At 37.7% G+C, this 17,531-nt stretch carries 17 protein-coding genes; 6 read left to right on the forward strand and 11 right to left on the reverse strand.

The window, feature by feature from the left end:
* Window positions 1-39: 39 nt before the first annotated feature.
* The 6 genes from phnG to BME96_RS18410 all read right to left on the reverse strand — a co-directional run bounded on the left by phnG (window position 40) and on the right by BME96_RS18410 (window position 5,654).
* Window positions 40-462, reverse strand: coding sequence for a phosphonate C-P lyase system protein PhnG (phnG, locus tag BME96_RS18380; protein WP_071649848.1), 423 nt, complete (start codon window positions 460-462; stop codon window positions 40-42).
* Window positions 463-772: 310 nt separating this feature from the next.
* Window positions 773-1,495 carry a GntR family transcriptional regulator gene (locus BME96_RS18390; protein ID WP_071649849.1) on the reverse strand — a complete coding sequence of 241 codons (723 nt, stop codon included), beginning with the start codon at window positions 1,493-1,495 and terminating at the stop codon, window positions 773-775.
* Between the two features lie 103 nt (window positions 1,496-1,598).
* Window positions 1,599-2,765, reverse strand: a complete 1,167-nt coding sequence (locus BME96_RS18395) for a TraB/GumN family protein (protein ID WP_071649850.1) — start codon at window positions 2,763-2,765, stop codon at window positions 1,599-1,601.
* Between the two features lie 278 nt (window positions 2,766-3,043).
* On the reverse strand, window positions 3,044-3,904 hold the full coding sequence (mtnN, locus tag BME96_RS18400; RefSeq protein ID WP_071649851.1) for a 5'-methylthioadenosine/S-adenosylhomocysteine nucleosidase: 861 nt from the start codon (window positions 3,902-3,904) through the stop codon (window positions 3,044-3,046).
* Between the two features lie 435 nt (window positions 3,905-4,339).
* Window positions 4,340-4,969 (reverse strand): cyclic di-AMP binding protein CbpA, encoded by a 630-nt coding sequence (gene cbpA / locus BME96_RS18405; RefSeq protein ID WP_071649852.1) that lies wholly within the window; start codon window positions 4,967-4,969, stop codon window positions 4,340-4,342.
* A gap of 187 nt (window positions 4,970-5,156) precedes the next feature.
* Window positions 5,157-5,654, reverse strand: a complete 498-nt coding sequence (locus BME96_RS18410; RefSeq protein ID WP_071649853.1) for a TspO/MBR family protein — start codon at window positions 5,652-5,654, stop codon at window positions 5,157-5,159.
* Window positions 5,655-5,777: 123 nt separating this feature from the next.
* Between BME96_RS18410 and BME96_RS18415 the strand changes: the two genes are divergently transcribed.
* Together BME96_RS18415 and BME96_RS18420 are read left to right on the forward strand one after the other, a co-directional pair.
* On the forward strand, window positions 5,778-6,503 hold the full coding sequence (locus tag BME96_RS18415) for a hypothetical protein (RefSeq protein WP_071649854.1): 726 nt from the start codon (window positions 5,778-5,780) through the stop codon (window positions 6,501-6,503).
* Between the two features lie 331 nt (window positions 6,504-6,834).
* The gene (locus BME96_RS18420; RefSeq protein ID WP_071649855.1) at window positions 6,835-8,235 is read left to right on the forward strand and encodes a purine-cytosine permease family protein; all 1,401 of its coding nucleotides are present in this window, start codon (window positions 6,835-6,837) and stop codon (window positions 8,233-8,235) included.
* A gap of 565 nt (window positions 8,236-8,800) precedes the next feature.
* Here BME96_RS18420 and BME96_RS18425 read toward each other — a convergent pair.
* A complete protein-coding gene (locus BME96_RS18425; RefSeq protein ID WP_071649856.1) occupies window positions 8,801-9,850 on the reverse strand; it encodes an NAD(P)/FAD-dependent oxidoreductase in 1,050 nt (349 codons plus the stop codon).
* Window positions 9,851-10,027: 177 nt separating this feature from the next.
* Between BME96_RS18425 and BME96_RS18430 the strand changes: the two genes are divergently transcribed.
* The 4 genes from BME96_RS18430 to BME96_RS18445 all read left to right on the forward strand — a co-directional run bounded on the left by BME96_RS18430 (window position 10,028) and on the right by BME96_RS18445 (window position 14,016).
* On the forward strand, window positions 10,028-10,870 hold the full coding sequence (locus BME96_RS18430; protein WP_071649857.1) for an ABC transporter ATP-binding protein: 843 nt from the start codon (window positions 10,028-10,030) through the stop codon (window positions 10,868-10,870).
* Window positions 10,824-11,732 (forward strand): iron-hydroxamate ABC transporter substrate-binding protein, encoded by a 909-nt coding sequence (locus BME96_RS18435; protein ID WP_071649858.1) that lies wholly within the window; start codon window positions 10,824-10,826, stop codon window positions 11,730-11,732. Before BME96_RS18430 ends, BME96_RS18435 begins: the two co-directional genes overlap by 47 nt.
* Window positions 11,733-12,001: 269 nt before the next feature.
* The gene (locus BME96_RS18440) at window positions 12,002-13,012 is read left to right on the forward strand and encodes a FecCD family ABC transporter permease (RefSeq protein WP_408068418.1); all 1,011 of its coding nucleotides are present in this window, start codon (window positions 12,002-12,004) and stop codon (window positions 13,010-13,012) included.
* Window positions 13,009-14,016, forward strand: coding sequence for a FecCD family ABC transporter permease (locus BME96_RS18445; protein WP_071649860.1), 1,008 nt, complete (start codon window positions 13,009-13,011; stop codon window positions 14,014-14,016). The genes BME96_RS18440 and BME96_RS18445 overlap by 4 nt, the downstream gene beginning before the upstream one ends.
* Window positions 14,017-14,139: 123 nt before the next feature.
* Here BME96_RS18445 and BME96_RS18450 read toward each other — a convergent pair whose 3' ends face one another.
* The 4 genes from BME96_RS18450 to metA form a co-directional block, all read right to left on the reverse strand.
* Window positions 14,140-15,048, reverse strand: a complete 909-nt coding sequence (locus BME96_RS18450; protein WP_083547520.1) for an ABC transporter permease subunit — start codon at window positions 15,046-15,048, stop codon at window positions 14,140-14,142.
* Window positions 15,032-15,907 carry an ABC transporter permease subunit gene (locus tag BME96_RS18455; protein WP_071649861.1) on the reverse strand — a complete coding sequence of 292 codons (876 nt, stop codon included), beginning with the start codon at window positions 15,905-15,907 and terminating at the stop codon, window positions 15,032-15,034. Before BME96_RS18455 ends, BME96_RS18450 begins: the two co-directional genes overlap by 17 nt.
* A 2-nt stretch (window positions 15,908-15,909) precedes the next feature.
* Complete coding sequence (locus tag BME96_RS18460; protein WP_156036067.1) at window positions 15,910-16,227, reverse strand: DUF3862 domain-containing protein; 318 nt, start codon at window positions 16,225-16,227, stop codon at window positions 15,910-15,912.
* A 266-nt stretch (window positions 16,228-16,493) separates the two neighbouring features.
* Window positions 16,494-17,402, reverse strand: a complete 909-nt coding sequence (gene metA, locus BME96_RS18465; protein WP_071649863.1) for a homoserine O-acetyltransferase MetA — start codon at window positions 17,400-17,402, stop codon at window positions 16,494-16,496.
* Window positions 17,403-17,531: the final 129 nt, after the last annotated feature.

A 17,531-nucleotide genomic window follows, 5' to 3' on the forward strand; every position in this document is an offset into this window, starting at 1 on the left:
TTTAAATGGAACACTGTTCTAAGTCTTCATGTGATACTCTTAAACATCCATCGTTTCAAAGCTTACTTTTGTTTCCATTTGCTCTGCCTGCTGTTTCGCTTTTTTATGGTTTACTTCTGTTTCTGCTTTTAACAGGGTATCTGTCCACGTAGATGTTTCTGGTAATTTTGCGTTGTAGGCAGCATCAACGATTGCTAAACGCATAGCCAAATCATCATTCATCCCTTGCACAATGCCAATGCCAATGTGATCATTAATTTCCACTTTCGCCTCTGTAACAAGCACCTCACCAATATAGAAGAGGGATTTTTGTGCACTTTCTCGCATCTTTACCATCGTTAATCCGTATTGCGGAGAAACAATTTCCTTGTAGGTGTATGTCTGTTTTATTTGATCAGCTAACTTTCCCGCTAAATCGGGATTACTTTGAATTAGTATTTCTGTTCTCCTTCGTCTTTTCATTCAAACAACCTCCTTCACAACTTCATCGTAACTTGTTGCCAAGTTGTTGTGTTTTAAGATATGGTAAAGTATTTGTAAAGAAGGATTAATAAAAACAGGAACATTGGAAACCAAAGAAAAAACGTTGGCGCAATAAACCAACGTTTTATATACGATCATAATATTCATTTCTTTTCCGTATAAGGAAAGCGGAATCACCTTGAACACTCCGTACTTGACGTAGTAAATATTTTAATAAAAACAAGTCACACTTTTTAAAGCTGATCATTTTCTAGCAACAAAAAAGCTGACAAAGTACTAATCACCTTTATCAGCTTCGTTCAGAAGTAATATCATATTTAAATTTATCGCTTCGGTACAGTATTTTTGTATACTCAAGTACGTTGCCAGTCTTTACATCGATACAATCACTTTCGAGTACAATCAGAGGCACCATACTCCTGCACGATAATAAATCCTGTTCAGAAGAAGTGGGAAAAGTCACGCTTAGTAAAGACCGCTCACTCATAAATTCTTCATAGCCTAATTGACGATAGTAGGCGAACATAGACTCTATCCCCGGGCCATCCTGTACGATTGAAGGGAAGTTTTCCTTATCTACAAAGGATTGATGAATCGCTATTGGTTCGCCCTCAATTAACCGGAGCCGTCCAATTTTATATACCTCCGCTTCCTTTTTACTCTGAAGCGCTTCGTATATTTTTTCATCATAATTAATTTGAGTGCAATAGATGTTCTTTGTCATTAAACGGTAGCCTGCATGCTGCATTTTATCAGTAAAACTGCGATTGCCCAGTAGATGTAATTGAATTGGTTTGGAAGTCTCTTTTAAAAAGCGCCCTTTCCCTTGGATGGAATGAATATATCCGCGTGCATCCAAGGTAGTTAACACCTTTCTAGCTGTGATCCTAGGAACGTTATAAAGATTTGCGAGTTGGTTCTCTGAAGGGAACTTTTCGCCCGGTTGCATAGATTTTGTAATAATCTTCTCCATCAAGTCATCAATCATCTGTGTCTCTATATCGTGTGCCATACATACCTTCTCCCAAACCGTTTTCCTTAACTCTCCGAATTAAACAAAATTCAATATTAGCGCGCTTTGATTGACGCGACCTACGTAAATAAGCTCAATACTTCTATATATTATCTAAAAACAGACGGATAACGTCCAGCCCACCAATCAAGGTTCCAAGGGAGCTACCTAAATTAGCTAATACAACAATGAGTAAAATTCTCGTAACCTTATTTTGCCAAAACCCTTTTACACTGAAAACGTCTTCTGCCAATGTTTCAAAATCACGCACATGTGGTTTACGTATATATGCTTGAACAATCCCGGCAAACCAACCTGCTGCAATTAATGGGTTCAAAGACGTAATTGGTGCAACAAGGAATGCTGTAATTACCGTTAACGGATGACCAAGCGCAATAATCGCACCTAGCGCTGAGAATGATCCATTCCATAACACCCAGCGAATTGTCTGCTCCCATCCAGCTGATGGGTTAGCATAAAATGTATATGCAATAATAGCCAGAATAATTAGCGGAATCGACCAGCCAATTAGTTTAGGTATTTTAGATTTGGGTGGCACTTCCATTAACTTATCCAAGTCATGATCTCGATGGATCTCTTTAGTTATACCAGGCACATGTGCTGCACCAAGTACAGCTACAACTTTATCTCCTGGTGCTTCTTTTATTTTTTGAGCTAAATATTGATCTCGTTCATCAATTAACGGTTTTTTCAACTTTGGAAAGCTTTCTGTAAAGTCATTTAGAATCGAATTGATAGTATCCTGGCTTTTCATTTTCTCAAGCTCTTCTTCTGTAATACTCTCTTTACTAAAAATACTGCCAATTACCTGCATAAGTAAGATAGCCTTACCTTTTAGCCCGATGCCACGCCATATCCGTGAAAAAGTTGTTTGAATGTTTCGGTCAGCAAGCACCAGATCTGCTTTTATTTCTTCTGCTGACTCCATTCCTTGAATCATTTCTTGACCAGGATTAATCCCAAATTGCTTGGCCATTCTTTTCTGAAAAGAAGAAATGGCAAGGTTCATTAAAAGTAATGTTGCTTTCTTATCTTTAATGACCTTAAAAATATCCATATCTCTCCACTGATTTCCTTCACGGATGGTTTGATAACGCTGTTCATCCAGTTCAATGCATACCGCATCCGGTTGTTCTCGCTCAATAACTTCCTTCACCTGTGTTGCACTGTTTTTTGATACGTGAGCGGTACCAATTAAAATCAATTCTTTTCCGTCTATATGTATTCGCGTTATATTTTCTTCTTCCATATATAAACCTTCCTTTTGTCAATCTACCTTTTTTATGAAGAGGTACCTGCACTTGTTAATTTCAATTATACGTTAAAATTACAGAATTTTATACTACTTGCATAGTAGTTTCTGAAAAATAGAATGTGAAGCAGCAGACTTGAAACATATACTTTACTGCATGAAGGTCTATCTTTTCCTCCTGCTAATCCCGCGGCTCTATAAAAACTTCTTCTCTTTCTATATAAAAAAAGTCGCTTCTCCCAAAGGAAAAACGACTAATAATTCGTCTAGGGGTATTATTTTCCTATTTCTTTCACGACCTCTATGGCAAACTCAGCACCATACTGACCGGCCTTTTCCAAATCTTCAATACCATCGTTAGTAACCTCTGAATTTGAAACGGTGCGTATAGATAGGTATGGAATATCAAAGCCTTCAGCTACTTGTGCTACAGACGCTGCTTCCATTTCTTCGGCATCTGTTCCAGCCTTTTCATGAAACCATTGAATTCGGTCTATTTCTCTATTCCATACATCTGCACTACCAATTTTTCCTTTCACGACGTTACCATATTCATATTTTTCTTTTACATTCCATGCTTTTTCCACTAGTTCTGGATCACTTTTAAATGAAGCTACTTCTTTTATATCCCCATCTTCTCTCATTTGGGTTTTCATAAAATGCCAGGAGCCTGGTTCCATCCCCTTCTCATCATCCAAATGATCTGTCTTTATACTACCGATATTCATAACTTCCGTTCCAATGATTGTATCGAACACATGAATGTTCGGATTATGCCCACCTGCTGTACCTTGATTAATAATTGCCTTAGGCTCATATTCATCTATTAATAGCGTTGTAGATGCAGCTGCATGGACCATTCCCACTTCTGTTCTGGAAACGACCACAGGTATGTCATCAATTTCACCTACATAAAAAGTATAACCACCTTGCTGCTCTGTTTTATAATCCTCCATCTCATCAAGTAATGCTGACACTTCCACATCCATTGCTCCTTGAACTGCAACTGGCTTTGTAGCATCCTCTTGTTCACTTGAAGAATTTCCTCCTTCAGCATTCGAAGATCCACAACCACCAATAACCACAACTGTTAACAAAATCGCTAGCAGTCCCAATGCTTTTAAAATAGTTTTCATATTAAATCCTCCTTAGGTTAAAACCGAACGTTAATTAAAATATTATTGAAATAGTTCGTGATTAACATTGTATAATATGAATAAACCTTTTGCAATATATTTTATGTATGGAATTATGTGGTATATATCATATCTTATACAACCCACTTAATAGCAGGAGATAACAGCGAAGTGCAACAGTAGGGAGAGGTAATCCACCGCGGAAAAATTTAATCGTCAGTAAAGCGAGCGTATCCGTCGTACCTATTAATAGAATATATAGGATTGGTTTATACTACGTTAGTTCGCACTTTATCCATTCTTTAAAATCATTGAGTACCCCAACATATTTAGAAAACAAAAAAACGAGAAGGTCCCTTTTGGGTTCCCTCCTCGTTTCTTACCACTCATTTATTCATCTAACTTTTCCGCTATGAAGCTGAACTGAAAGTCTTATTACAACAGATATTCAATATCGGTAACGATAAAGTTTTTCTTTCTAAGATCCTGTTCAATCTCATCCACAGTTTCCTTATTCACTTCTTCAGGTAGTACAATACAAACTCTTCTAGCATATTTAGAATCGTTATTTAGCGAAATAACACTTTGCACGTTGCAATATTTATTTACGATTCGCAGCATCTTTGTTAGTGCACCGGAATATTCTACTGTGCCAATAGTTAAGGAGTAACTTCCATTATTCGCTCCCCAAGCATTTTCAAGTACTTGAATAACATTTCCGTTAGTTAATATTCCTTGAAATTCTTCGGCATCATTAATGATTGCTAAATAAGGAAGTCGTTTTATAGTTGAGAATACCTTAAAAAAAGGATCGTTTTCTTTAACAAAACCTTCCTGGTCACGAATCAGTCCTTTAATTGATTCTGTCAGTGGATGTTCTTCATTTTCGTACTCCAAAATATCTACTTTATAAATATTACCGACAAACTTAGTTTCCGAAGCATCTAACACAGGAATACAACGGTAGCCTGATTTTTCAATCGTAGCCTTTGCCTGCTCCACATTATCGGACTCTTTGGCGTAGACTACTTCCCGAATGTTTACATAATCATTTTTTACTAGCATGTTTTTGACCTCCCAAGATTTCTTTTTCTAGGAATACTGCTTCTGTCCATCTTGTGATGTATATGCTTGATTCTATAGTTTTATTATAGCATGTATTTCAGTGAACAAAGAGGCAAAGTAATAGAAAAATGAATTGCTCCATAAATTTGTGAAAGAAGTAACGTTACTTTTCATATGTCCTCATTACTTAGCGGTTTAATTTCCATATGGAATAGTTCAACGTTGACGCAAAGCCTACCCATCCCAGATAAGGAAGCATTAATGCTCCTGCAAGTCGATCCACCTTATAAAATTGGGTAGCACTCCACCCAATGGCCGCCATCATCATGCCAATTTCCAACAGTGCGGCGCCACGTAAATTCCATTTAAAGAATAAAAATGACCATAAAAAATTCAACCCCAGTTGAATGGAATAAGGAGTTATCACGGTTGCTTCGATCTGGCTGGTATCCACTTTTTCATAAGCACGATATTGAGCAAGGCCCATCATACTGTATAAGGAGGTCCATGCTATAGGAAATACTCGGGGAGGTGGAGAGAAAGCAGGCTTTTTTAATTTCTTATATTGTGCCTGTGTATCTTTATTAGCATAGTAGCCAACTAATGCACCACCTACTACTGGTATTAACACCCCTATTGCGAGACGCTTTTTATTCACCGTGCCATTAACCTTAAAAATTTCCATATGCACACTCCTATTCCTTCTGACTAATAGTGTTGATATTTTTCCCTGTTTTCACACAATTAAACTAGTCAGGTTAATACAGACCTTCAAAGGGAATGTTTTTAAAAAAGGAGGAAGCATAGAATGAGCGAGTTATTTAATCAATTTTTACCAAAAATTAAAAACCTTCCATGTGATCGTATTCTTAATAAAAGTGATATTCTAAATGAAGCTTTTTTACTTCAAGAGGAAAAGAAATTAAAGATGTATTACTCTCCACACAATGAATATGTTAACACAGCTGCCAAAATTGTAATTGTTGGCATTACCCCTGGGTGGCAACAAACAAAAACTGCCTATGAAAGTGTAATAAGCAATCTCCCGTATCTGAGTAAGGCGGACCTTCTGCGAAAAGCAAAAATAGCTGCAAGCTTCTCGGGAACTATGCGTAATAACTTAATTCAGATGTTGTATGAATCCGGGGTGGCAGATGCATTAAATATAAATCATGCCTCTACCCTTTTCTCAACAAACCGAGACATCATACATACTACCTCAATCATTAAATATCCTGTTTTTTATAAAGATAAGAACTATACAGGACACCAGCCCAGGATTGACCAGTCAGAAGTGTTAAAACATTACGTATATACTGTATTTCCAGAAGAGCTTAACCTCATTCGTGAAGCAGCTCTGGTTATTCCGTTAGGTAAATCTGTTGAGAATACAATCCACTCCATAATATTTGATAGCAAGCATACACTTCTATCTGGTTTTCCACACCCATCCGGAGCAAATGGCCATCGTAAAAAGCAATTTGTTGACCAAAAGGAGCAGCTAATATCAACAATCAAAAATTGGGCAGGTTAAATCCTGCGTTTATTAGTATGTTTAACTAAAAACAAGTGGTATGGATGCTGTTTAGCAATATCCGCAATATCTCCAAACTACAAGTAATGAGTATAGCTGGAAGTTGCGGATGCTATTTCACTTACTAAAGACAATTTCACATTATATTGTTATCGAAGTGAGAAGGTTTTACCATTCTCGCAGTGTATGTTGTTATGTTAACTCGCATCTGTTATCCTAGATAAGTACGCGTCAAACAGGACCGGACCACTTTCTAGTAAAGAAGATTATTGTGAAATTATTCACAGAAGGAGAGATACTAGCCGACAAATTAATAAAAGGAGTTGATTTAATGGAATCGGCGAAAATAAATACAAATGAAGTAGAAGCAAATGCTCAAGACGATTATTCTTTGGACAAAGTCCCAAGAGACAAACGTACAATGGGGTGGTTTAGTGTAACAAACATTGCGTTTGGTATAGCTACAGCCATTTTTTATTTTCAAATGGGAAGTGTGATGGCACTTCAATTTGGAGCAATGAATGCAATCATTTCCGCTACGTACGCAATTATTGTCGCTGGGATTCTAGGAACATTTATCGCTTATTTGTCTGCTAAATCAGGCATGAATGTAAACTTATTGTCACGAGGTGGTGGCTTTGGTTACATTGGAGCGTCGTTGACCTCGTTTATTTACGCTACAAATTTTATCATGTATTGTGCTTTTGAAGGTCTTATTCTTGTTTCCGCTATTCATACCTTCTTCCCAGTTATACCCGAATGGGCGTTAATCGTGTTTTTCGGAGCCCTAGTTATCCCTCTCAATTGGTTTGGTATTAAACAACTAGATAAATTACAAAAGTGGTCTTTACCAATCTTCGGTATATTTCTTATTACCGCAATCGTTGTTTCTTTTTATAAGCCCTCTGGCTATGAAGGAGCATTTTGGACGTATATGCCTGAAGGTGTAGAAGTAGGCGGAAAAGCTCTCCTTATGTGTATAGGAATGCATCATGGAATTATGGGGCTAACTGCACTACTTGCATCTGACTATGCCCGTTTTCTTAAACCAAAAGATACGAAGCTAGGATCTCTGGCTATTGGTTTTATCCCGCAAATCTTCTGTTTTGGCGTGATGGGCGGTTTAGGAATTTGGTTCGGTGTACGTCTTGGTGATCCGAATCCCGGCGTGTATATCGTATTATTATTAGGTATGGGAGGCGCCTTGTTCACTTTGCTGACTCAACTGCGAATTAATGTTACCAATGTGTACAGTGCTTCGTTGTCCTTATCTAATTTCTTTGAAAATATCTTTAAATTCACACCCGGCAGACGATTTTGGGTAGTTGTTTCAGGTATCAGCGCTATCCTTCTTATGCTTGGTGGAATTGTAGACCATCTTGATACAGCCATGACCTTCCAAGGTGTATTTTTACTAGCATGGGCAGCAATTTTAGTGACGGACGCCATGGTAGTCAAAAAAATGTTGAAAATTGGTCCGAACTTTTATGAAGCAAGACAGGAATTTTTATACAAGTGGAATCCAGTAGGTGTACTCTCTCTTGTTGTAGCAAGTGGATTAGGAACCATTGCTGCGTTAGGATACATGGGATCTTTCCTGGAAAGTACGGCAGCATTCTTCTCTGCAATACTTGCAGCTATACTGACGGTTGGCATTGCTATTATTACAAAGGGTAAATACTATACCCATTCCATGCCTGAAGATATCCATGACGATGACCGCATCGCGTAATGCTTTATAAATTATAGACATAGAATTGCACAAAGCACCCTCTCTTTAGCAGAAAAGAGACGGTGCTTTGTTTTAGTATCTTAAAACATTTGGATATTGTAACAATTCGCTGTTTAGATAAAATCCGAAGTAACTTGATTGTTTGCAAATGACTTTTTGGAAAATAACGTATAGTGAACAAACTATAGTTAGTTTGCGGATGTCTCCGGGAGATAGTCTCGTTCTACTGCCGATTAATTTGCTCTCCGGTGGATAATTTCGGTCTACTGCCGATTAGTTTGTTCTCCGGTGGATTATCTCACTCTACTGCTGATTAATTTGTTCTCTGGTGGATTATCTCACTCTACTGCTGATTAGTTTGTTCTCCGGTGGATTATCTCACTCTACTGCTGATTAGTTTGTTCTCCGGAGGATTATCTCACTCTACTGCTGATTAGTTTGTTCTCCGGAGGATTAGCCCGCTCTACTGCCGATTAATTGCCACACTAATTCGCATTTTCCTCTGAATCCGTAAAAAATGGGAATGTATAAGATAACGCTTATACATTCCCATTGCTTTTTTAATCTATTTCATCATTTCTTTAACAAGCTCTTTATTGCGAGCTTTAAACACTTCATTGTGGGAAGATACCATTCCGGTATTTTGGGCTTTTGGTTCAATATATTGCTTCGCCTTGTTCACTGCATTTGCAGCATCTTGAAATGCACCAGCAATTAGATTTAATTTACCTTCATGGGCTAAAATATCACCTGCAGCATATAGACCAGGCACTGATGACTCACTATTTTCGTTTCCATGAACAAAATAGTCATCCTTTATTTCAATAGGTAAATCACTCTGGCTAAGTAGAGAAGTATCGCGTTCATAGCCATGATTAACAATCACTTCATCAATCGGCAAGTAAGATACACCACCTGATTCAAGATTGGTAAGCTCTACCTTTTCAATTTTTTCATGGTTTTCATCTGCAATAAGCTTTGTTATTTGCGTATTAAAGAAGCACACGACAGAACTCTCTTGAAGTTGAGTGGATTGCGCTTCATGACAAGCAAAATTTCCTTTTCTGCACGTAATGAATACACGACTGGCAATAGGCTCTAATTCGTTGGCCCAATCGATCGCTGAATTTCCACCACCGGAAATAACGACGACTTTATCTTTAAAACTCTTTAATGATTTAACTGTATAATTTAAATTGGAAATTTCAAACCTTTCAGCGCCTTCAATTTCCAGCTTTTGAGGATTTAGTATCCCACTTCCAACCGCCACAATTACGGTTTTTGAATAGTGGGTTTCACCTGAAGAAGTATGTAGTTCAAAAATTCCTTCTTCATTCTTTGTGATTTTCTCTACCTTTTCACTCACTACAACGTTCGGATTAAAAGTTAAACCTTGCTCAACAATCTGATCAATAAATTTTGCTCCTGAAATTGGCGGTTGTCCTCCAATATCCCAGATCATTTTCTCCGGATACACGTGAACCTTTCCACCAAGCTCGGGTTGATATTCAATAATCTTTGTTTTCATTTCCCGAAGCCCACTATAAAACGCAGAATATAATCCAGCAGGGCCGCCACCAATGATGGTTACATCAAATAATTCATTGCGAGTCAATTGCGTCACTCCTCATCCACTCATTGTAAGTGAGTATCATTCTCATTTAACTATACACCCATTCTCATGAATTTGCAAATAGATATTGACAAACAATAGAACGAAATATATTATTTAAATTGTCAATAATGAGAATCATTATCATCGTTAACACGCATTTTTTATGGAGGTCATGCTATGTACCGCCTGTATACAGACGCACTTAATATCGGATATGGAGAGCAGTTAATTGTTAAAGATCTTAGCATCCAGATTCCTGATAAACAAATCACAACCATTATTGGATCCAATGGTTGCGGTAAATCAACACTTTTGAAAGCTATTACAAGGATCATTTCCCAATCATCCGGAAATGTAGTTCTTGATGGTAAAAATATTTTAAAAGAAAACACCAAACAGCTTGCCAGAAAAATGGCTATTCTCCCTCAGTCTCCTGAGAGTACAGGAGGTCTAACCGTCGGAGAGCTCGTATCATATGGTCGTTTTCCTTATCAAAGTGGTTTTGGAAGGCTGACTCGCCGAGACCACGAAATGATCGATTGGGCGTTGGAGGTAACAGGAATAATTGATTTTAAATATCGCCATGTAGATGCCCTTTCCGGTGGACAGCGGCAACGCGTATGGATTGCTATGGCTCTAGCCCAGGAGACAGAGATTATCTTTTTGGATGAACCAACAACATACCTTGATATGGCACATCAGTTAGAGGTCTTAGAGTTATTGCAACGCCTAAACAAAGAAGAGGAACGTACTATTATCATGGTACTTCACGACCTCAATCAGGCTGCCCGCTTTGCTGATTACATTATCGCATTAAAGGATGGAGAAATTGTAAAATCCGGAGACTGTGAAACCATCATGCAGCCAGATGTTCTAAGAGACGTTTTTCAAATTGATGCCGAGATTGGCAGAGATCCACGAACAAACAGACCAATTTGCCTTACTTATAACTTACTAAAAGGAGAAAAACAAAATGAAAAAGTTGATTCCACTGCTTATTTTAATGCTCGTTCTTATTAGTGCATGCAGTAATGATCCAAATAATGATTCCGCTTCGGATAAGAAGGAAGAAACCATTACGTATCAATCAGAGGATGGACCTGTCGAAGTGCCTGCCAATCCTGAGCGAGTTGTCGTATTATCCACTTATGCTGGAAATGTTATGGCCTTAGACGTTCCAGTAGTAGGTGTAGATTCTTATTCAAAAATGAATCCGCGATTTGAGGATAAATTAGAAGGCGTAGAAGAAGTTTCAGAAGAAAATCTTGAAAAAATAATTGAACTGGATCCAGATCTAATCATTGGTCTTTCCACTGTGAAGAATTTGGATAAAATAAAAGAAATAGCGCCAACAGTTACCTACACGTATGGTAAAGTCGGCTATTTGGAACAGCATTTGGAAATAGGAAAACTGTTAAATAAAGAAGAAGAAGCTCAAGCTTGGATTGACGACTTTAAAGAACGAGCACAAAAGGCCGGCGATGAAATACGCAATAAAATAGGAGAAGATGCAACCGTCTCTGTAATTGAGAACTTTGATAAGCAGATTTATGTTTTTGGTGACAACTGGGGACGTGGAACAGAAATTCTTTATCAGGAAATGAAATTGAAAATGCCTGAAAAGGTAAAAGAAATGGCATTAAAAGATGGGTTTTATGCCTTATCGCTTGAAGTGCTGCCTGAGTTCGCTGGAGACTATATGATTTTCAGTAAGAATCCTGACACAGACAATGCCTTCACAGAAACAGATACGTATCAAAATATCCCTGCTGTGAAAAATGATCGTGTATTTGAAGCAAATGCGAAGGAATTCTACTTTAATGACCCTATTTCATTGGATTATCAGTTGCAGTTCTTCAAAGATAACTTCCTTGGTGAATAAAACGTGAGAACAGTGTGCTAGTCCATACGATTAAATAAAGTAATAAAAAATCCTTAATTATACACAATCAGAAAATCCGAACTATGATTCATGTAAATTTGAATCGGTTCGGATTTTCATTAACTAAAAGAGCTCTCATTCTATATAACATCTGCATCGTTTACTTCTTTAGATTGTGGACATATGTTACATTTAGTAATAGTACCATTACTATAAAAATTTATGTTGTTTATTTTACATACTATACTTTACATAGAAAGATGCGATACATAATGAAAAGAACGAACAGAAAAATTCCCTTTCTATTCAGCTTTATACTTGGGCTTGCTATTTTAATAGGTATGTTCGTCATTGCTATGACATTTGGGGCTGCAGATGTTCAGTTTTCTCATGTTTGGCAAGCTATTTTTACAAGTTCAAATGAAAAAGGTATGTCCATTATTCGCGAGCTTCGCCTTCCCCGAGAGGTTGCTGCAATGTTTGTGGGTGCTGCTTTAGCCGTTTCCGGAGCAATTATGCAAGGAATTACGAGAAACCCACTTGCCGACCCGGGACTGCTTGGGTTAACTGCAGGTGCGAATATGGCATTAGCAATCACGCTTGCTTTTTTACCTGGAACGGGATATTTCGGTATTATGGTTGCCTGCTTTATCGGTGCTTCTATTGGAGCAGGAATGGTGTTTGGAATTAGCGCAATAAAAAAAGGCGGATTTTCACCATTTCGAATTGTTCTTGCGGGTGCAGCTGTCTCTGCCTTTCTTTACGCGATTGCAGAAGGTGTAGGCATCTATTTCAAAATTTCCAAAGATGTATCAATGTGGACTGCTGGTGGTGTCATTGGCACATCGTGGGGCCAGGTTCAGGTAATCGTTCCTTTTATTACAGTTGGAATCATCATTGCCCTAATGTTATCCAGACAGCTTACCATTCTCAGCTTAAATGAGGAAGTGGCTATTGGGCTTGGGCAGAAAACAACGTGGATTAAAGCTGTTTTATTTGTAGTCATTACGTTGCTCGCAGGGGCTTCTGTAGCACTTGTCGGAAATATGGCCTTTATTGGTCTTATGATCCCACATATCGTCCGTGCCCTGGTTGGAACCGATTATCGGCTGATTTTGCCTATGTCTGTTTTAATTGGCGCTGCCTTCATGCTTATGGCAGATACACTTGGCAGGACAATCAACGCGCCTTTCGAAACTCCAGTCGCTGCCATCGTTTCCATTATGGGGCTCCCATTCTTTTTATTTATCGTGCATAAAGGAGGGAAAGCATTCTTATGATACATCCTTCCTTGCTGCGAAAACAACGCATGATACTAATTTTATTAATTTTCCTCATTATAATTACAATTATTATTGGGATGGGTATTGGTGGAACGAGCCTCTCTAATGACAGATTACTTCCTGCATTACTGGGAAATGGAACATTTAAAGAGGAATTTGTGCTTTTTTCGATACGTCTTCCCCAAATAATCATTACATTATTAGGTGGGATGGCATTAGCCCTATCTGGGTCCATTTTACAAACGGTCACAAGAAACGACTTAGCAGACCCGGGAATTATCGGTATTAATTCAGGGGCAGGGGTTGCGATTGCTATTTTCTTTCTATTTTTCCCAACAGAGGGTGGCTCGTTTGTATATGCGCTGCCCCTCGTAGCGTTTTTAGGTGCTTTCATTACTGCTATATTCATTTACCTCTTCTCCTACAATAGAAGAACAGGAATTCAACCTGTGAAGCTCGTACTTACAGGTGTTGGATTTTCCATGGCACTCTCAGGGATTATGGTTGTACTTATTTCGTCTGCTGAAAGAGAAAAAGTAGACTTCATTGCGAAATGGTTGGCAGGAAACATTTGGGGAACAGATTGGCCATTTATTATTGCACTACTGCCTTGGCTAATTATTCTTATCCCCTTTATTTTATATAAAGCCAATCGTTTAAATATCCTTGGGCTGAATGAACCCGTAGCTATTGGACTTGGCATTTCGATTGAAAAAGAAAGAATTGTTGTTTTACTCGCTGCAGTGGCACTAGCAGCGTCCGCTGTATCTGTAACTGGGGGTATTGCGTTTGTAGGTCTCATTGCACCACATATTGCCAAAGCACTTGTAGGAAGTCGAAACCAGCTCTTTATTCCAGTAGCTATCTTAATCGGAGGTTGGTTCTTATTAGTTGCAGATACTATCGGGCGCAATTTAATCGAACCAAACGGAATCCCTGCTGGAATTATCGTAGCCTTAATTGGTGCACCTTATTTCATGTATCTATTACTAAGAAAATAGAGGGAGATTGTTGCAAATGTTAGTGCATACACGTACCCACTAAGAGCCGTACATAAACGAGCAGGCACATGATCAAATGTGCCTGCTCGTTTACTAGCTTGGGTAGTAAGCTTGTACTTTCTCCTATTTTATTTTCGTCGACTCTTCAATCCCTGAAAGTATAATCTTCAATAAAAGAATGAGCAGCATAAAGGAGAACAATGGTGCCAGGACAATCCAAGGATGATGCAGAAATTCCTTATAGGAGGAGCCGATCAAACCGCCCCATTCATTCGTAATGGAAAGCAACACACTCGTTTCCTCTGTCATATTTATTTGTCTGCTGCCACCAATAAAAATGCCTAATACACCCAGATGAATTAATAATAAGAGTAACTGTATATTATTTTGAATGAAAAAAATCCCAATCCTCGGCTTGATGATTCGCCAAATGTGTTTCTTAAAGATATAAAAATTACTCACACCTTGCAACCTCGCAATTTTTATATAGTCCATTTGGAGCTCTCCTTTTATTTCGTCGCCAATTAACAAGGCTAATGGAGGTGTACCAATTCCAATTAGTACGAAGGCAAGCAATAGCATAAATTGAAGACTATTTTCCTGAAAAACAAAGAGCATTGGTGCAAGCAGAAAAAAGACAATAATAACAGGTGGTATAATATAGGCAATCTCCACGGCCCGTTGTACCAAATTTCTAAATCGATGAATATAAAACGCATAAATGAGCGCAAGTGCTGAAGATATAATAAAGCGAAACAAGCAAACAATAGTTACAAATAGTATTGTATATTTAGCCCCTGCTAATAAGTTATATAATAAAGGCTCTCCTATATTATTCGTTCCAAAGGGAGGCAATTCCATTGGAGAATAAGGTGGCTTGGCAATTACATTTCCGGAATCGTCCAACATAAGAGTTGGCGCCTTTTCATGTGAGACAATCAGGTCGGGAAAGAAACTAAAAAATACAAGGAACACAACAAAGCTGATTCCCCCAATTATTTTTAGATTTCCTTTACTACTCCACACCCTCATCACCTACCTCACCAAACGTCCATTTCGTTACAATATATTCGCCCAATTTTATAAATAAATATAACGGAAAATACAACAAAACGAGAACCCACATCAATATACGGAAATCTCCAATACCATATACTTTAACAAAGCTCATGATCCCGCTTAAACGAAGGATTATTTCTAATATTAACAGACTTGAAATCATGTAAAGAAAGATATTTTTGGAGTATTGAATCAGGGTCAAAAGTGTATTTCTGAAAAGGTGAATAAAAAAGATATAGCTTTCCCTGAAACCTCTTGATTTAGAGAATAAGTAATAGTCCTTGGTCTTTTCTTCATCAATCCCAGCAGCCATATATTTAAATAGAAAAAGACTTGGTATAGAGCTTAAAGCGAGGATGGGCAGAAGATATATTGTTTCCCCACCAAATTCGTAAATTCCCAACGAAATCCCTGTTGTTTTGAAAATCCAAATAAAAAATTGAATGGATAGTAAAACAATTAATACATCAGGCATTGCTTCAATGACGAATAAAACACCTGATACTACTTTTTTTAAAGTAGCTGTCAACATGTGAAATAGATACGTAAATAAAATTGCTATCACAATGGATAAAACGAGGGAGCCTATGATAATGACTGTAGAATTGAATAACTCGTCCGCCACAGCCGAAAAGAAAGTTACTTCTTCTCCATTACTTAACGGAATAATTATCTTCTGTGGTTGAAACAAATAATAAATGCCTGACCCTAAACTTCTAAAAAAGTAAGTAAGGCTTTGAGTTTGAAATAAACCGGGTGTACAGCTGATTAACAATATAACAACTAGAATAAGAATAATTTCTTTGAAGAGCTTGGCTATATTTATTAACATACCTACTCTAAGCCCACCTGATCTTTACTGGAAAGCTTGCCGTCTCTGAATCTTAGAGTTATCCCGGAATTTGGTGCTGCACCGTTCCAGCTGTACATCGTGTTCGCATCGATATATTCAACTTCTTCTTCGGAATGTTCTTTGAAATTAATCAGATCCGGTTGGCCCAGCATATCAATCACATCATCAAATTCCATTCTGTTTTCCAGTTGATTATACTGCTGGATGGTTACAGGGCCATCAGGGCTTTTACCAGCACCTTCCTCACAACTTGTCAGAAAAATAACAAATGCTGTTAATACGATAAAAAACCAATTCATTTTTTTCACAGAATTCCCCTCTCCACTAATTTTTTGTTTGTTTTGTATGTCTATGTAAATGAATTAACATTATCTGTATTTTATCATACTATTTACCAATTTATTTTAAAAAAATGAATTTTATGATATTTAATGCCGATTTAGTAAGAACCAACTATATAGAGAGCAAATAATTTTAAATGTTGATAATAAAATGCATGCTAAAAGGCTCTCCATCTCACCTGTTAGGTACTGATTGAAGAGCCTCTCTAACTTTTTTATTCAATTTACTTCCATTCAAAAGGGGTTTGCTGGTAAACATAATAATTTAACCAATTGGAGAACAATAAATGTGTATGTGCTCGCCACGTATGAGGCGGCTTTTTACTGACATCATTATTTGGATAGTAGTTTATTGGAAGATCGATTTCTAATCCTTTGTTACAGTCACGTTCATATTCCTCAGCAAGTGTTGTTGCATCATACTCCAAATGTCCAGTAATCATAATGTGGCGTCCATCCGCTGACATAATAATAAACGCTTCCCCATCCTCTGTAGAAGATAGTAGACGTAAATCAGGGTGTTCCCGTATGGCTTCGGTTGCAACCGTAGTATGCCGGGAATGCGGCGCTCGGACAACTTCGTCAAAGCCCTGAACAAGTTTCTCAGTTGGATCTGTTATGTCGTGGGTGAATATGCCGAAATACTTTTTTGATAGAGCTTCTTTTTTAATGCCGTAATGATGATATAATGCCGCCTGAGCCCCCCAGCATATATGTAAAACTGAAGTCACATGCTGCTTTGACCAATCCATTACCTTTTGGAGTTCCTCCCAATATGTCACTTGTTCAAATTTAAGCTGCTCAATGGGTGCCCCAGTAATAATCATTCCATCAAAGCGTCGCTCTTTAATTTCATCAAAGGTACAGTAAAATGTATCCAAATGAGACTTGCTGGCATTTTTAGATTCATGTGTAGCCATTCGCAAAAATGTAATATTTACTTGTAGTGGCGTATTTCCAAGTAATCTTAATAGCTGAAGCTCTGTTTTTTCCTTTTGCGGCATGAGGTTCAAAATTACTATATTTAATGGGCGAATGTCCTGTGTTCTCGCTCTGTCTTCATCCATCACAAATATTTTTTCCTGTTTCAATGCTTCGCCGGCAGGCAATTCTTTCGGAATATTAATTGGCAATAGTATCTCTTCCTTTTTGTGTTTTCTGATAATTTACCTTATTATAAAGTTTCAAGGTGATTTCAGCAACCCAATTGTACATGTTATTGTTACCTCTTATACTTAGTTTCTAAATTTAAAAACTGGAAC

Source organism: Virgibacillus halodenitrificans (assembly GCF_001878675.1).
Taxonomy (GTDB): Bacteria; Bacillota; Bacilli; order Bacillales; family Amphibacillaceae; genus Virgibacillus_Q; species Virgibacillus_Q halodenitrificans.

What these genes read in the sequence shown, in the direction of transcription:
- BME96_RS18430 (WP_071649857.1), top strand. Translation starts at nt 10,028, where the DNA reads ATGTACCGCCTGTATACAGACGCACTTAATATCGGATATGGAGAGCAG.
- mtnN (WP_071649851.1), bottom strand. Translation starts at nt 3,904, where the DNA reads ATGAAAACTATTTTAAAAGCATTGGGACTGCTAGCGATTTTGTTAACA.
- BME96_RS18435 (WP_071649858.1), top strand. Translation starts at nt 10,824, where the DNA reads ATGAAAAAGTTGATTCCACTGCTTATTTTAATGCTCGTTCTTATTAGT.
- cbpA (WP_071649852.1), bottom strand. Translation starts at nt 4,969, where the DNA reads ATGCTAGTAAAAAATGATTATGTAAACATTCGGGAAGTAGTCTACGCC.
- BME96_RS18390 (WP_071649849.1), bottom strand. Translation starts at nt 1,495, where the DNA reads ATGGCACACGATATAGAGACACAGATGATTGATGACTTGATGGAGAAG.
- phnG (WP_071649848.1), bottom strand. Translation starts at nt 462, where the DNA reads ATGAAAAGACGAAGGAGAACAGAAATACTAATTCAAAGTAATCCCGAT.
- BME96_RS18455 (WP_071649861.1), bottom strand. Translation starts at nt 15,907, where the DNA reads ATGTTAATAAATATAGCCAAGCTCTTCAAAGAAATTATTCTTATTCTA.
- BME96_RS18450 (WP_083547520.1), bottom strand. Translation starts at nt 15,048, where the DNA reads ATGAGGGTGTGGAGTAGTAAAGGAAATCTAAAAATAATTGGGGGAATC.
- BME96_RS18445 (WP_071649860.1), top strand. Translation starts at nt 13,009, where the DNA reads ATGATACATCCTTCCTTGCTGCGAAAACAACGCATGATACTAATTTTA.
- BME96_RS18460 (WP_156036067.1), bottom strand. Translation starts at nt 16,227, where the DNA reads ATGAATTGGTTTTTTATCGTATTAACAGCATTTGTTATTTTTCTGACA.
- BME96_RS18415 (WP_071649854.1), top strand. Translation starts at nt 5,778, where the DNA reads ATGAGCGAGTTATTTAATCAATTTTTACCAAAAATTAAAAACCTTCCA.
- BME96_RS18410 (WP_071649853.1), bottom strand. Translation starts at nt 5,654, where the DNA reads ATGGAAATTTTTAAGGTTAATGGCACGGTGAATAAAAAGCGTCTCGCA.
- BME96_RS18420 (WP_071649855.1), top strand. Translation starts at nt 6,835, where the DNA reads ATGGAATCGGCGAAAATAAATACAAATGAAGTAGAAGCAAATGCTCAA.
- BME96_RS18395 (WP_071649850.1), bottom strand. Translation starts at nt 2,765, where the DNA reads ATGGAAGAAGAAAATATAACGCGAATACATATAGACGGAAAAGAATTG.